This is a genomic window from Magnetococcus marinus MC-1, from assembly GCF_000014865.1.
GTDB classification, from domain to species: domain Bacteria; phylum Pseudomonadota; class Magnetococcia; order Magnetococcales; family Magnetococcaceae; genus Magnetococcus; species Magnetococcus marinus.
This window is the reverse complement of the sequence record NC_008576.1, coordinates 650249-665232: the sequence shown is the minus strand read 5'-3', so window position 1 is coordinate 665232 and position 14984 is coordinate 650249. Positions and strand designations below refer to the sequence as shown.

Annotated in this window: 8 protein-coding genes; 7 read left to right on the top strand and 1 reads right to left on the bottom strand. The window is 53.2% G+C overall.

Translation table 11 applies throughout. The features are described from left to right. The first annotated feature begins 20 nt into the window (after nucleotides 1-20). From MMC1_RS02830 to MMC1_RS02815, 4 genes are all read left to right on the top strand, one after another. A complete protein-coding gene (locus tag MMC1_RS02830) occupies nucleotides 21-2189 on the top strand; it encodes a type I secretion system permease/ATPase (RefSeq protein ID WP_011712240.1) in 2169 nt (722 codons plus the stop codon). Next, the gene (locus MMC1_RS02825; protein WP_011712239.1) at nucleotides 2189-3508 is read left to right on the top strand and encodes an HlyD family type I secretion periplasmic adaptor subunit; all 1320 of its coding nucleotides are present in this window, start codon (nucleotides 2189-2191) and stop codon (nucleotides 3506-3508) included. The genes MMC1_RS02830 and MMC1_RS02825 overlap by 1 nt, the downstream gene beginning before the upstream one ends. A 411-nt stretch (nucleotides 3509-3919) precedes the next feature. After that, nucleotides 3920-5254 (top strand): TolC family outer membrane protein, encoded by a 1335-nt coding sequence (locus MMC1_RS02820; RefSeq protein ID WP_011712238.1) that lies wholly within the window; start codon nucleotides 3920-3922, stop codon nucleotides 5252-5254. 635 nt (nucleotides 5255-5889) lie between these two features. Further along, nucleotides 5890-6642, top strand: coding sequence for a response regulator (locus tag MMC1_RS02815; RefSeq protein ID WP_011712237.1), 753 nt, complete (start codon nucleotides 5890-5892; stop codon nucleotides 6640-6642). 198 nt (nucleotides 6643-6840) lie between these two features. On the opposite strand, the gene MMC1_RS02810 is transcribed toward MMC1_RS02815, so the two are convergent. Further along, the gene (locus tag MMC1_RS02810; protein ID WP_041640695.1) at nucleotides 6841-7077 is read right to left on the bottom strand and encodes a hypothetical protein; all 237 of its coding nucleotides are present in this window, start codon (nucleotides 7075-7077) and stop codon (nucleotides 6841-6843) included. A gap of 688 nt (nucleotides 7078-7765) precedes the next feature. On the opposite strand from MMC1_RS02810, the gene MMC1_RS02805 reads away from it, so the two are divergent. The 3 genes from MMC1_RS02805 (at nucleotide 7766) to MMC1_RS02795 (ending at nucleotide 14957) form a co-directional block, all read left to right on the top strand. After that, on the top strand, nucleotides 7766-10000 hold the full coding sequence (locus MMC1_RS02805; protein ID WP_160162650.1) for a methyl-accepting chemotaxis protein: 2235 nt from the start codon (nucleotides 7766-7768) through the stop codon (nucleotides 9998-10000). Between the two features lie 269 nt (nucleotides 10001-10269). Then, on the top strand, nucleotides 10270-14178 hold the full coding sequence (locus tag MMC1_RS19535) for an ATP-binding protein (RefSeq protein WP_011712234.1): 3909 nt from the start codon (nucleotides 10270-10272) through the stop codon (nucleotides 14176-14178). A 161-nt stretch (nucleotides 14179-14339) separates the two neighbouring features. Continuing rightward, nucleotides 14340-14957 (top strand): TetR/AcrR family transcriptional regulator, encoded by a 618-nt coding sequence (locus tag MMC1_RS02795; RefSeq protein WP_041640690.1) that lies wholly within the window; start codon nucleotides 14340-14342, stop codon nucleotides 14955-14957. Nucleotides 14958-14984: the final 27 nt, after the last annotated feature.

The following is a 14984-nucleotide window of genomic DNA, read 5'->3' as shown; positions in this document are numbered from 1 at the left end:
GAAACACCGGTTAGAGCATTATGGATCAAACCACCCCCCAACAACCCCCACATTGGACACTGGAGGGGCACGACCCACGCAGTGAAGACCCCCTTTTGGGCACCCTGTTGTTTCTGGCCCACCATTGGCACTTGCCCGCCACGGTGCAGAGCCTAACAGCAAACCTACCCCTGACCGAAGCGGGCCTAACCCCCGAACTTTTTTTGCGTGCTGCTGAACAGGCTGGCCTGAAGGCCCATATTCGCAAACAGCCCTTACACGCACTGCACACGGAACACCTGCCCGCCGTGCTGCTCTTGCATGGCCGTATGGCTGTGGTACTGCTGGGCTGGGATGAGGATGAAGCCCACCTGCTGCTGCCCGAAAGTGGCCGCGAAACCCGTCTGGATCGCCAAGCACTCGACGAGCGCTACGAAGGCCACGCCATTCTGGTAAGCCCCATGTTTAAACATGATGCCCGCACCAGCTTTATTGGCAACCCAACCACGGGTCACTGGTTTTGGAGTGCGCTGTTCCGTTACTGGCCTATCTACAGCGAAGTTGCCGTGGCCTCCTTACTTATTAACCTCTTTACCGTGGCCTCCTCACTGTTTGTCATGAACGTCTATGACCGCGTGGTGCCCAACAAAGCCATGGAGACCCTCTGGGTTTTGGCCCTTGGGGTAGCCATTGTCTACTGCTTTGATTTTTTACTACGCACCCTACGCGCCCATTTTTTGGATACCGCTGGAAAACGGGTGGATATTGTACTGGCCTCAAACATCTACCGCCATGTTAGCGGCATGCAGTTAAGCTACCAGCCCCAAAGCACCGGAGCCATGGCGCGTAATCTTCAAGAGTTTGAACCCCTGCGTGACTTTTTCACCTCGGCCACCCTTACCGCCATTATCGACCTCCCTTTCACCCTGATTTTTGTGGTGTTGGTCGCGCAACTGGGTGGCCTTAATGTCGCCATGGTCCCCCTGGTCTGCATGCCAGTGGTGATTCTGGTTGGGCTTCTGCTGCAAGCCCCCCTTAACCGGGTCATGAATCGTGCCCTCAAAGAGTCTGCCCAGAAAAACGCCATGCTGGTGGAAACCCTGGGCCGCCTAGAGACCATCAAACTTAATAATGCCGAAGGACACCTTGCCGGCAAGTGGGAAAATTGCATCATCGAAACCGCTAAAACCGCCCAGCAGTCGCGTTTTCTCTCCACCCTGGGGGTGAATTTCGCCATGCTTGTGCAGCAGTTTAGCTCGGTGGCGGTGGTGGTGGTGGGGGTTTATGCCATCAATGCCGGTGAGATCACCATGGGGGCGCTCATCGCCTGTACCATTCTGACCGGGCGGGCCTTGGCCCCCCTCTCCCAGGTGGCAGGTTTGATGGTGCGCATTCAACAAACCATGATCTCCCTACGCACCCTCAATCAAATCATGAACACCCCCCAAGAGCGCCCCGAGGGACGCACCTTTCTTAGCCGCCCTCGCCTCTCGGGTAAGATTCAACTCAAAGATCTTTCGTTCCAGTACCCCAATGCCAAAACCGCCGCTTTGCAAAAGCTTAATCTACTCATTGAACCCGGTGAAAAAGTCGGCTTTATCGGACGGGTTGGATCAGGCAAAAGCACTTTGCTTAAATTGCTGCAAGGACTCTACCCCCCCACCGAAGGCCTGGTTTTGGTGGATGATATGGATGCCCGTCAAATCGACCCCGCCGACCTGCGCCGCAATATGGGTTGTGTGACCCAAGATGCCGGCCTACTCTATGGTACCATTCGTGAAAACATTACCTTGGGCGCCCCCTTTGCCGATGATTCCACCCTACGCCGCGCGGTGGAACAGGGGGGTGTTGCGGCGTTTACCGATCGCCATCCCGATGGCTTGGATCTGGTTATCGGTGAGCAGGGCCAGGGCCTTTCGGGTGGGCAGCGGCAGTGCGTTTCCATCGCCCGTGCGTTGATCCATAACCCTCCCATTTTGCTGCTGGACGAACCTACCAGCGCCATGGATAGCGGCTCGGAGGAGCGTTTTAAAAAGGTGATTGAAGATACGTTACCTGGCAAAACCTTGCTGTTGGTAACCCATCGGGCCTCCTTACTCTCCTTGGTGGATCGTGTTGTAATCATTGAAGATGGCCAAATTCTTGCCGATGGCCCTAAAGAGGCCATTTTATGGCAACTTAAAGAAGGCAAATTTAGGGTTAAAAGCTGATGTCGCAATGGAATTCAGAGAGTTTTGCAGACGCCCGCATCACCGCGCGATCCGCCCGTATTGGGGTAGTTAGCCATGTGCTGTTATGGTGCTCGACCCTCTTTTTTGCGGTGGCGCTGCTGTGGGCGGCCTATGCGGAGGTGGTTGAAGCCACCACCGGCATGGGTAAAGTCATTCCATCAGGTCAAGTCCAGCGCATTCAAAGCCTAGAACCGGGCCGTCTGACGGAACGCTTGGTGCGCGAGGGGGATGAGGTTAAGACGGGGGATATCCTACTGCGTATTGATGATACCCAGTTTCAGGCCACCTATAATGAGAGTGCGGCCCGTATCCTTGCTCTGCAAGCCCGCATCGCGCGGCTAACGGCTGAAGCGCAAGGGGCCAGCGTGTTTGAAGTGCCGGGGGCCATTCTTGAACAAGATCCTGAGCTGGCGGCCTCGGAGCAGTCGCTGTTCAAAAGTCGGCGCCAGAGCCTGCTCAACAACATACAGATCCGTGAACAGCAGATCGTGCAGCGCCAACAGGAGCTGGCTGAAGCAGAGTCGGCCATCCTGCAATTTCAAGAGCGCCTCCACCTAACCCGTAAGGAGATCAAACTGACCCAACCGCTGGTCGAAAAAGGGTTGGTGGGTGAAGTGACCCTGCTGCACGCGCAACGGGAAGAGGCCAACCTAAAGGGTGAAATCACCAGCCTGCAACATGCCATCCCCCGCGCCCGCTCGGCATTAATCGAGAGCAAAAGCAAACTTGAAGAGGCCACCCTTGCCTTTAAATCGCAGGTTCAAGAAGATCTGAACACCGCCAGCAGTGAACTGACACGCATCCAACAATCCAGCAGCGCTTTGGAAGATCGGGTGACACGCAGCGCCATTCGCTCACCGGTCAACGGTACAGTTATCCGGGTCCATGTCAACACCATCGGTCAGGTGGTGCAGTCTGGCGCAACCCTGATGGAGATCATGCCTACCGAGGATTCTCTCCTGGTCGAGGCGCGTATTGACCCCAAAGATATTGCGTTCCTACACCCAGGGCAGCCCGCCACGGTTAAGTTTACCGCCTATGATTTTTCCATCTATGGCGGGTTAGAGGGTGAGTTGACCCACATCAGTGCCGATGCCATTACCGATGAAAATGGGCAAGCCGCCTATCTGGTGCAGGTGCGCACCAAAGATAAGAGCATGCGCCGCAACGGCAAGGTGCTGCCCATCATCCCAGGTATGGTGGCATCGGTGGATGTTATAACCGGTCAAAAAACCATTTTAAACTATCTTCTTAAACCTATTTTTAAGGCCCGCGACAATGCACTGCGTGAACGCTAAAACAGCACAACCAGACGCCTAATCATAGGTCGTCGTAAAAAATAGTGCCAAGGTTGTTTTTTCACTACAGCCCCCCGCCACTCTACCGATAAAATGGTAAGAAACGCCTAATGCACTTTACTCTCGCCTTTTTTGTGTTATTTGCTTATATTGTGCAAGCTGTGTCGCTAGGTGCGCCTCTTTGCCTTGCCTATGACTTTTGCGTGGGCACGTAGCGGGTTCGGTTTTTTTAGGCCGCCCTGCTTCTACACTAAAAACTTTGGCATAGGGTATGCGGTAGCCCTTTGTCAGGGCATACGACTGCCATCAAACTGGCTCTTGTGCGTAAATAGTGGCGGGGTTGTCACTTTAAGTCTTACCGCAATTAACGATCTGACAAGATCTCTGTGCTCTTTGGCTGGGAACGCATTTATGCTCAAGCATCGATCGACTCAACTTTTAACCCTGTTATCCCTCACATGGGGTATGGGTAGCGCTTGGGCACAGGAAGGTGCTCCCTTGACCTTGCAGGATGCTGTGCTCAAGGCGCTCAGCAGCAACCCTGAAGTGCTGGCCTCGTGGGAAAACAAACAAGCCAATACCCAACTGGTGCGCCAGGCACGGGCAGGCTATTTTCCTACCCTCGATCTGGCTGCGGGTTACGGTAAAGAGGTGACGGATAATACCACCACGCGGGCCGCTAATAAGGGTACCACCACCATGAACCGGGGGGAATCCAGCGCCACAGTGAGTCAAAAACTGTTTGATGGCCTGTCCACCTACACCAACGTTAAACGTGCAAAAGCCTCAGACCAATCCTCATTACACGCCTTTGATCGCACCGCTGAAAAAGTGGGTAGACAAGCGATGGAAGCCTTTATGGAACGCGCCAAGCAGCAGCAAATTTTGGCGCTGACCGCAGAGAATGTGCAAGACCACGAAGAGACCCTAAAAAAGCTTAAAGCTCTCGCCGCTGGTGGCCAAGGCAAAAAGGCTGACGTACAACAGACCGAAAGCCGCCTGTTTAGCGCCAAGGATACCCTGGTTCAAGCCAAAGGTAAGATTAATATCGCCGGGGCAACCTACGAACGGGTTATTGGCGAAAGCCCAGGCATGTTGGCGACCCCAGCGCTCCCTAAAGAGAATCTGCCTGAAACCCTTGATCAGGCCCTAGAGATTGCCGCACAGATGCATCCGCTGCTGTTAGGTTCGCAACAAGACCTCAATGCGGCGACCTTTGCCAAGTTAAAATCCAGATCCAGCTTCATGCCTAGCATTACCCTGGACCTTACAGCCAGCAATAATGGCAATGTGAGCGGGACCCGTGGTTATGCCCAGGCTATGTCAGCCATGCTGAACATGAAATATAATATTTTCAATGGCGGCAGTGATTTAGCAGCTTACCGTGAGAGCGATCATCGCATCAACCAAACCCGTGAAACGCTCTCTCTAAACCAGCGTACTGTGCGTGAGCAAGTGATCACCGCATGGGAACAGATGGAGATGGCTAAGCACAGCGTTGCGCTGGTGGAAAAACAGGTCAAAGCGCAGCAAGATACCGTTAAATCCTACCTGCAAGAGTTTGAACTGGATAAACGCACCCATTTGGATGTGCTCAATGCCAAAAACGAGCTCTATCGGGCACGTGTCCAGCAGGTATCTGGTAATTTTGACTATATCATGCGTGTTTATCAACTCTGGTCAGCAATGGGTGTGATGCGAGAGAATATGGGTCTTCATCAAACACCCGTTATGGCGAAACATTAAATCACCTGTTTGACGCTGCTCGACCAGATTTTGCCCGAACAAAATGACAGGCCCTGCGGTCAACACCCAGGGCCTTTATCATAAGCCAAAATCAACAAAAGGCCCTGTTGCATCCTACAACAGGGCCTTTTGTTTGTTAAAATCCCAGGGCGTTTAATAGCGCCAAGCAGGTTTATTTGCTCCCCCTCTGCATGCTGGCGGTGGGTAAATACCACCGAACTCCACCATCAAAAGGGCCCTACTCGCTGCGAATGAATCGCTTCATCATCATTTTGACCACCCAACATCTCATGCCTTCTATTTATACACATGCCATGTAAACATGGTTCGGCCACACTGTTAACACTTTCCGAAAAAGTGTTAATGAGTTGTAAATACTTTGGCCGACCATCCCGACCATGTTATATTTCGAGATGGGTGGCTTTCTTGGCTTGGCCCTGGGACCTGCTGCATCGTGGCGACTAACCCGTTTTTGGGGGGCGTCGTTTCAGCGCTTAACCAAGGGCCACCTTGCGGTACCAGGTTAAAGCAGGAGGATCTATTGTCTCAGTAGGCCACCATCAACCTAACGGAGCGCCCTTATCACTTCTCCATCAAGACCCTAGCGTCCCCTTTTTTTCTTGATCAGGATTATTATGCCTCAGCGCCACGAAATATTGATTGTGGAAGATGACAAGGTAACCCGTGCGTTGCTCAGCGGTTATTTTAACAATGCCGGCTATCGGACCCATGCTGCCGAGGATGCTCGGAGCATGCAGAGGGTGCTTAATGGTGGTGGGATAGATCTGGTGCTCTTGGATATTAACCTACCCGGTCGTGATGGTCTTAGCATCACTCAGAATTTACGGGCCGAGTCTGCTGAGTTGGGCATTATTCTGGTATCGTCTCGATCAGAAGAGGTTGACCGAATCATCGGGTTAGAACTGGGGGCGGATGATTATGTGGTCAAACCTTTCAACGAAAGGGAACTGCTGGCCCGGGTCAAAGTACTCTTACGACGCATTGATTTGATCAAGCACTATGCTAACAGTTGCCGCGATCTGGATGAGCTTGGCAGCTATCGATTTGATCATTGGACACTCTCGCATTCGGCGCGGCAGGTTTACCATCGGGATGGACGGCAGGTTGAATTAACCAATGGTGAATTTCGTCTGCTCTTGGCTTTTGTCAACCGCGCGGGTCGTGCGCAGAGCCGGGATCAGCTGTTGGATGCGGTAAGCAATCGGGAATGGAGCCCCAACGACCGTACCATTGATGTGATGGTCAATCGCCTTAGGCGTAAATTAGAGGTCGATGCGAGGGACCCTAAACTGTTGATCACCATCCATGGTGTCGGTTACCAATTTACCCCAGAGGTGGTGCAACTAACCAGCCCTCTACAAGAATAACCGCTGCGTCGGGCACCGCTTACACGACATGCTTGGCCGAGCATCAAGCACCCTTAGGGTGGCACGCCAGACCCATTCACCCATGGCGTTAGCAGCAGCCGTGAAACCACAGATACAGGATGTCACGGCCAGGATCTCCAGGGAGCATGCACCTTCAGCTCCCTGGTTTCCTTGAGGATTTACCACACCCTCGTTGGCTTAACGTAACTGGGATGAGATGCGATTTGAGCGTTGCATGGCTTCATCCACGCTCTCCCAACCGCCACTCATAAATTGCACGAGGTAATGCATAAGGGTACCAGAGGCCACCAATAGGGCGATAATGCTGACGGCCCAACCCATATCTTGGCTTAAACCCTGCCAACCCAGGATACAAAGGGCACTGACCAGCCACATTAGGGCGACGCCGGCCCCCAAAATTACGGCTTGACGCATCTTAACTCTCCTTACAGACCTTGTAGGCAAGGCTTGTCTGTTTAGCCTCATTTGTTATCCCCCGCCTACCCTCCCTTCAAAAACTGTTCCAGCCCGAACGCTCCCTCTGGCACACCGCATCAATCTGCTGCTAATAGGGTGCTTGGTCTATTTTTACAAAACGACTAACACTACGAAACTACCTGTTTTTTTGGCATGGCAATCGCATATATACATCAAGACATATGGGAGCAGGGCTTTGACACGGCCAGGGGGGGCTGAACCAAGTTTTGCGCATTGGTCTTGGTAAGCGGCGTGGGAGAACAAGGTGGATGCGGCAAAAAATGCACAAGGGACACCTGTTCAGCGGTCTATCGGCAACCTTCTCCCCCTTAAGATAAAGTGGCCAAGTTGCCCTAAGAGTTCGTTATGACACCTTACCACGCTTGGGTTTCATCACAAACTCGGCTACAATGGCCGGGTTCTAAACAGCATATATATGACATTCGTATCCTCACGGTTTTTTCCAGTGTGATGGAGAAGACGTTGAGTCACCACAACAGATAAGGATCATGCGGTGTTTAATCTATCGCTATGGAAGTTCAAAACACTGATTAGATTGCTTATTTTAGTGCCTACCTTAACTATGCTCGGCACAGGGTTGGTCATATGGAGCGCCAGCAACAGCTCCCAGCAGCGAATTCACCATGTGCAATCTCGTGTAGTGCCCCTCAACCAGCTTGCCCTTAGCATGAAGTATGAAGTGGCCCAGGTTAACCTGTGGCTCACCGATGTTTCCGCCACCCAAGCCCTCAATGGTCTAGATGATGGCTTTAATGAAGCCGCCAACCATGCCAATTTGTTTAAAAAACAGTTGCACGAGTTCCGTAAAGTCTCTGCGGCTGAAGGCAAAGACAAAAACTTTTTAGACCTCCTGGAGAGCCATTTTGACGCCTACTACGCGCAAGCGCGGCAGATGGCCCAAAGCTACGTCAGTGGCGGCCCTACCGAAGGCAACGCCTTAATGGGTGACGTGGATGAAAAAGCCAAAGCGCTAGAAAATGACCTAATTATTCTAGAAAAGAAATATGTGGCGGGCATGCTCAAGGCGTTGGAAATCGTCGAGACGCAAATGGGCCATTTGGTTACCCGCTCCGTGCTGATTTTTATCGTTTCAATCATCGTGATCTTGGCCATGGGAACCTTTGTTGCGCGCCTTGTGCTTGATAAATTGGGGGCGGATCCCATTGAATTGAGCCAAGTGATGGAACGCTTGGGCCGTGGGGACCTCACCCACCGGGTCATTTTCAAAAACGCCAAACCCCACTCCTTGGCCCAGCATGTCATGCAAATGTCCCGTGATTTGTTCCAAATGGCGGCCACCTTAAAACTGCAAGCCTTAACCATGCGCGCCACCGTCTTGGAGCAGAAAGAGGCCCAGAATGACCTAAAAAGAGACTCCGGTGAGAGCTATGGATTGGCTCAAGAGGTGGTCTCTATCAATGATGGTATTGATGCCATGACCCAATCCCTGCGGGTGGATTTGGAACAGGCCGACAACAACATGGCAAGCCTTACCGCCACGGCGGATGACCTTTCTGGTAGCGTCTCCTCGATTGCCGCAGCCTCTGAACAGGCCAGTCAAAATGTGAATACCATGGCCGCCGCCGCCGAGCAGATGACCGGCAACATCACGGCGGTGAACAGCAGTCTCGAACAGGTTAACCTTTCCGTTGGGCATGTTTCTGGTGCGCTGGATGAGCTTAACCACTCTCTGGATCAAGTGCGCAACCGCTGCATTCAGGCTGATCGCAAATCCAATGAAGCCCAGCAATTTACCCAACAGACTCAGACCACCATGGAGGCTTTAACCGAGTCAGCCCGTGAAATTGTTAAGGTAGTAGGGCTTATTAAGACCATTGCCGATCAAACCAATATGCTGGCGCTGAACGCGTCCATTGAGGCCGCCGGTGCTGGCGAGGCTGGCGCGGGCTTTGCGGTGGTTGCCAACGAGGTCAAGGATCTGGCCAAACAGACTGCCGATGCCACCAAACAGATTGAACAGCGCACTCAAGAGATCCAAAACAACACCCAAGAGGCGGCCAAGGTTAGCTTTAATGTCAATGAGATGATCCAACAAATTGGCAAAACCACAGCCCAGATCACCGAAGCGGTGGAGGAGCAGTCCGGGGCAGTGGCCCGCATTAATGACTCCATGCATGATGTCACCATTGCGGGGCAAGAGGTTGGGCGCAACGCCATGGAGTTGGAAGCCGCCTCGACCGAGGTTGCCCGTGCCGCCTTAGAAGCCGCCGCAGGGACCAATGAAATCGCGGCCTCGGCTTCGCAGGTAGCGCGCAGCGCAGAACAGGTGGCTCAGAACAGCAGTCAAGCATCGCAGCGGCTGAATGTGATTAAAAATAACTCGGGCGAGATCTATGAAGCATCGGCCAACGTACAGAAAAAAATGTTGCAATCCATGGATTTTGCCAACTTTTTGGATGGTGCCATTGCCCATGCAGGTATGTTGAGTGAAATGAGCGATGAGTCCTGTGACGCCCTGAACAAAGCCGCAGAGGCCTTTAATATTGGCACGCCTGCCTTGGATATCCAATCGGTTAAAAAGGCCCATATTGGGTGGCTGGGCAAACTGGTTGGGGTTATTCGCGGTCGTAGCAGCATTAAACCAGAGGATGTGGCCACTGCCCGTGATTGTGCCTTTGGTCAATGGTACTATAATGAGGCCCAGTCAACCATGGGGGATAACCCCTTGTTTATTGAGATTGCGACCCCCCACCAAAAGGTACATGAAACCGCCCGTGAGGTGGTGAAACTGATGAATGAGTTTAACCAGGAAGGGGCGGAACAGGGATTGCATCGCTTTAATGAACTGCGCAAGGATCTCTTTAAACGCCTAGATCGGCTCTACCTCGATACCCTATAACACCGGGATATGATTAAGCCACCAACGCGACCTACTCGGTCGCGTTGGTGATTATACTCGGCCTGTTGGCGTTGCGACGATAGAATTGTGCGGATGCTCAGAACAGGCTAGCCTGAGCCTGTTGCCTGCTTTAACATGTACAGATGTACCCGGTTGCGTCACAAACAAGGGAGGCCTCTTCCTCGACCCAAGCATAGGGGCTGTGCAGAGGATGACGACCCCTTATCTCCGCATCCCCATAAAGCTCCCCTACTGCGTAGGAAGCATATATGTTGCCGTTTTCACTGCCTATTCGTTATGCCTTTTACGCCTTTGTCTTGATGGGCGGCGGCTTATTGTCAATCGCCAGCTATGGTTTTCAACAAGCCAGTGCCTTGCTGGCGTTGCAGACCGCACAAATGGTGACCAGCCACGTTACCAATGAAATTAGTTTTTTGCGTGACACCATTGTGCAGATGCGCCAGGACATGGATATTTTGCTCCACAGTCCGGTGCTGCTCGACTATCTGGACAACCCCCAAGGGAGCCCCGCGCCACTGAGCGAGCAGATGATTGGCATCATGCAAAATCGTCCCTCCTATGCTCAGTTCCGATTGATTTGTATTGAGGATGAGGGCAAGGAGAAGATACGCATAGAGCGAAGAATCGGTAATATTATAGCGACCTTGGTACCGGCCCAGCTACAAACCAAAGGCAACCGACCCTATTACAAAACCGCTTTAGAGTTGCCCCGTGGACGCGACACCATAAGCCCCATTGAGCTCAACCAAGAACATGGTCAGGTGGAGCATCCCATTCGCCCTGTTATGCGCCTTTCTACCCCAGTGTATGATTCTCACAACCTCATCCGTGGGGTTATGGTGATTAATCTGGATTTTTCCCAAGTGGTCAAACGCCTCGCCACTCTGGACAATCGGGTATCCATTCGCCTTATCTATCCCAATGGCGAGTACCTCTACCATCCCGATGCGACCCGCATGTTTACCCTTAGTCAGGGTGGCCCTGCGGGACTGTTTCAGGAGTATCCTCAACTAACATGGCCTGACTTTAATACCCTTATTGAAGGGGAACCCTTTCTGATCCCACTCAAAGCCCAGCACAAACTGATCGCCGGACAGCTCATCCATCTCGATTCTCAGCAGCGGAGCCCCCCTTTGATTGTGCTGGGTGTAACCTCAGATCGCATGCTTCAGTTGCTTACCAATCAATTGGCGCACAAGCTTACCTTGATCGTGCTTGCACTGGTGACCCTGCTTACCCTCCTAACGGCCTGGATGGCCTATCGCCTCTGGGCGCCCTTACGGGACCTTACCGAGTCGGCGCACATGTTGGCAAAGTCACTTCATGAGGGCAGCATTCCCCACCAAAATCGCCAGGATGAGGTGGGCACCTTGGCGCGGGCGATTCACCTTTTATTGCAACGATTACAGCATATTCATCAACGCACACAACGGTTTAATGAGCAGTTACAAACAGAGGTTGCGCAACGCACCACCGCACTGCAAGAGACCATTGCGCTGGCTGATGAGCGGCGCTCTTTGCTTGCCGAGGTACAGAGCATGGCCCGCATCGGGGGATGTGCGTGGGATCCTACCCACGACCAGCTGTCGGTAACAGAGGCCTTTTTACAACTGACCAACAGTTATGGGGCTCCCCCTACCACGTTGCAGGATCTGCTTGATCTCTATGGGATCGAGGATCGAGAGCGGCTCCAGCATATGTTGGAGATTGCCCTTCAGAGTGGTCTAAAAGGGGATATGGTCGCCAGTCTGGGCGGGCATAACCAGCTCTGGCTGCGCACCCTGTTGCAACCCATTCGACAAGGCCCGGCCACCATAAAAATTCACATCGTTATTCAGGATATTACCCGTGAACATCTGATCCAGGAGGCCCATACTCGCGAGGAACGTCGGAATACATGGCTCTTAAAACTCAATGAGGTGGCCTACGCCAGTGGGGATGCCCTCATGGAGCTTGCGCTCCAGGGTGCCATTACTTTATCGGCCAGTCCCCAAGCTTTTTTTATCTGGATGGACAGCAGCCTAAACCATATTTGTCAGGAGCGTCTCTATCCAGCGCCAAGGGATCCTGCCGCGGTGGATCGCTACCGCCCGGCGCGTTTTGCCCCCAGCCAACAAGCGTTTATTAGTAAGGAGTCGGTGCTCCACCATGCCCAAGCGGCGACGGATCAGCCTGCTTTGGTGCTGCCCTTGTTTGAGGATCGTCAGGTTATCGCGCTACTGGGGGTATTGGGTGCAAGCACACCCTATGACAACCGGGACATCCAACACCTACACTATTTTGCCCAAGGGTTGTGGCGGGTATTACAGCGGCGTCGGGATCAAGAGATGGTTAAACAGGCCACCGCCGAAGCCCAACGGGCCAATGCCGTTAAAGGGCGGTTTTTGGCCAATATGAGTCATGAAATTCGCACCCCCATGAACGCTATTATGGGTTTTACCGAGCTGAGTCTAACCCAGCATCCGCCCGCCCCCCATGATCGCCATCTGCAAGCCATCCGCACCGCCAGCCAGACCTTACTGGCTTTGCTGAATGATGTGTTGGATTTTTCAAAAATTGATGCTGAGCAGTTGGCGTTGGAGCAGATTCCCTTCTCCCCAACGGAACAGTTGCAGCAGATCGCGCAGATGCTGGCGCCCCAGGCGCAAGCCAAAGGTTTGCACTTTCATACCTTTCAACAAGGGAGCATGCCAACCCTGTTGTTAGGCGATGCCTTGCGGCTACGCCAAGTGTTGATCAACTTGGTGAGCAATGCCATCAAGTTCACCCACCAGGGCAAGGTGGTGCTGGGCATGTATGGCAACGAGCCCACCCCCGAGGGCCGTTGTCTGCTGCGCTTCGAGGTGATCGACAGCGGTATTGGCATTGAGGCATCCCAACAAGAGCGGCTGTTTCAACCCTTTGTGCAGGGAGATCTCTCTACCACCCGCACCTATGGTGGTAGCGGTTTGGGGCTGGCTATTAGCAAGCGGTTGGTCCACCTCATGGGGGGAGAGATGCAGCTTGAGAGTACCCTGGGCGCAGGCAGTAAATTTTCGTGTCTGCTGCCTTTTAGTCTGTGTAAGGATGACCTTGCGAAGAGCTTAACCCCATCGGCACAGACATTAAGCATTCCCCATTGGCCCGATGTAACGCTGTTGGTGGCGGAGGATAACCGGCTTAATCGTGAGATGCTGCAAGAGCTCTTGGCGCGGGCGCAGATTGGCTGTCTGCACGCCGTCAACGGCACCGAGGCGGTGGCGATGTTAGAGCGCGATAATTTTCCCCTACACGGGGTTTTGATGGATATGCAGATGCCCCAAATGGACGGCCTAACCGCTACCCAGCTGATCCGGCTGCACCATCCTAAGGGCACCCTACCCATCATTGCGATGACAGCCAATGGCACGGCGGCGGATCGTCAACGTTGTCTAGAGGCAGGTATGGATGATTGTTTGATCAAACCCATCGACATGCAGACCCTCTACAGCACCTTACGCCTCTGGTTGCCCGAACCCCAGGGCGAAGAGGACCCCTACCAGCAACCCCTGTTAGCGAGTCAGCAGCGCTGGCAGCAGTGGCAACCTGACCCTCAACTCATCGACAAGCAAGACCTGTTTCTGCGATTGGGTGGGGATTTTGACCGTTTAATGAACCGCCTTGGCTACTTTGCCACGGAGTGTGAGCGCTACTTTACGCCCCTTACCCACGCCTATACCGAACGGGACACCACCACCGTACTGAGTGCTGCCCACGCCATGAAGGGGATCGCTAAAAACCTCTCCCTGCTCCAGCTTGCTGACTACCTGGAACGTTTGGAAGCGATGGTGCAGCAACATGGCTGCGATGCACCCGGACTTAGCAGCTTGTGGCAGCATCTGCTGACCTGCCAACAGGCTACGTGCTTGGCCATGCCTGCGCAACTGCCCCCCGCGACCACGCCCCCCTCCCCACAATTAGAAGCGGACATGACCCAATTTATGGCCTTGTTAAACGACAATGACCTTCAGGCCAAAGCGCTGCTGCAACAACTTTTCCCCCTGTTACAACAGCGCGGGCAGGGGCAGTTGGCGGCAGATTTAGAGAACGCCCTAGCCCAGTTTGACTTTGCCCAAGCACGCGCGCTGTTGCAGAACCCTAACCCCTCATACAACCCTCTCAAACCTGCCGTGCCTTGACCCACCATGACCGTGGGGCACCCAGTATCACTCTATCCAATTATGACCATTAGCAACAATTAGGCTGTTTTAGGTTTTTTTCTTTGCGCCCATACCGATTGGTATGTACCCTCACCATGAACAAACCAATTGGTATGTTCATCCCCTTTTGGAACGGTTTTATGACTGATACACGTGATCCTGCCACAACCCGCCGACGTCTGCTGGAAGCCGCCTTGGGGGAGATCCATCGCAAGGGTTTTCAGGCCGCCTCGCTGTCGGCCATTCTGGAGCGGGCAGAGATGACCAAGGGGGCCATGTATCACCATTTTCCCAACAAAAAAGCGTTGGGCTTAGCGGTGATTGATGAGCTGCTACCGGCCATTTTTCAAGATGAGTTTAACATCCACATGGATGAAAAAAAGGGGTTTGTGGAAGGGTTTATCCACGCGCACCAAACCTTTATCCGCAACCGTGGCGCCAGTTTTATTGAGTTGGGCTGCCCGGTAGCCAACTTGGCCCAAGAGATGTCCCCCATTGATGAAGACTTTCGTGTGCGCATTGATGCGCTGTTTCAGTGGGGGCTTAAGACCATGGCCCAGCAGATCCGTACCGCCCAACAGCATGGAGAGTTGCGCCAAGAGTTGGATGCCGACGCCACTGCGCTGTTTATTTTTGCTGCCCGCGAAGGGTGTGAAAGTGTCGCCAAAACGGCCCAGGATAAGCAATTGTTTTTCCGCTGTTTTGAGCAACTTTTTATCTATATTCGGACGCTTAGCCCAAACAACGCGCGGGGCTAACCCCTTTGTTTTTTTTGCCCTCAAGGA

What these genes read in the sequence shown, in the direction of transcription:
- MMC1_RS02820 (WP_011712238.1), top strand. Translation starts at nt 3,920, where the DNA reads ATGCTCAAGCATCGATCGACTCAACTTTTAACCCTGTTATCCCTCACA.
- MMC1_RS02830 (WP_011712240.1), top strand. Translation starts at nt 21, where the DNA reads ATGGATCAAACCACCCCCCAACAACCCCCACATTGGACACTGGAGGGG.
- MMC1_RS02815 (WP_011712237.1), top strand. Translation starts at nt 5,890, where the DNA reads ATGCCTCAGCGCCACGAAATATTGATTGTGGAAGATGACAAGGTAACC.
- MMC1_RS02810 (WP_041640695.1), bottom strand. Translation starts at nt 7,077, where the DNA reads ATGCGTCAAGCCGTAATTTTGGGGGCCGGCGTCGCCCTAATGTGGCTG.
- MMC1_RS02795 (WP_041640690.1), top strand. Translation starts at nt 14,340, where the DNA reads ATGACTGATACACGTGATCCTGCCACAACCCGCCGACGTCTGCTGGAA.
- MMC1_RS19535 (WP_011712234.1), top strand. Translation starts at nt 10,270, where the DNA reads ATGTTGCCGTTTTCACTGCCTATTCGTTATGCCTTTTACGCCTTTGTC.
- MMC1_RS02825 (WP_011712239.1), top strand. Translation starts at nt 2,189, where the DNA reads ATGTCGCAATGGAATTCAGAGAGTTTTGCAGACGCCCGCATCACCGCG.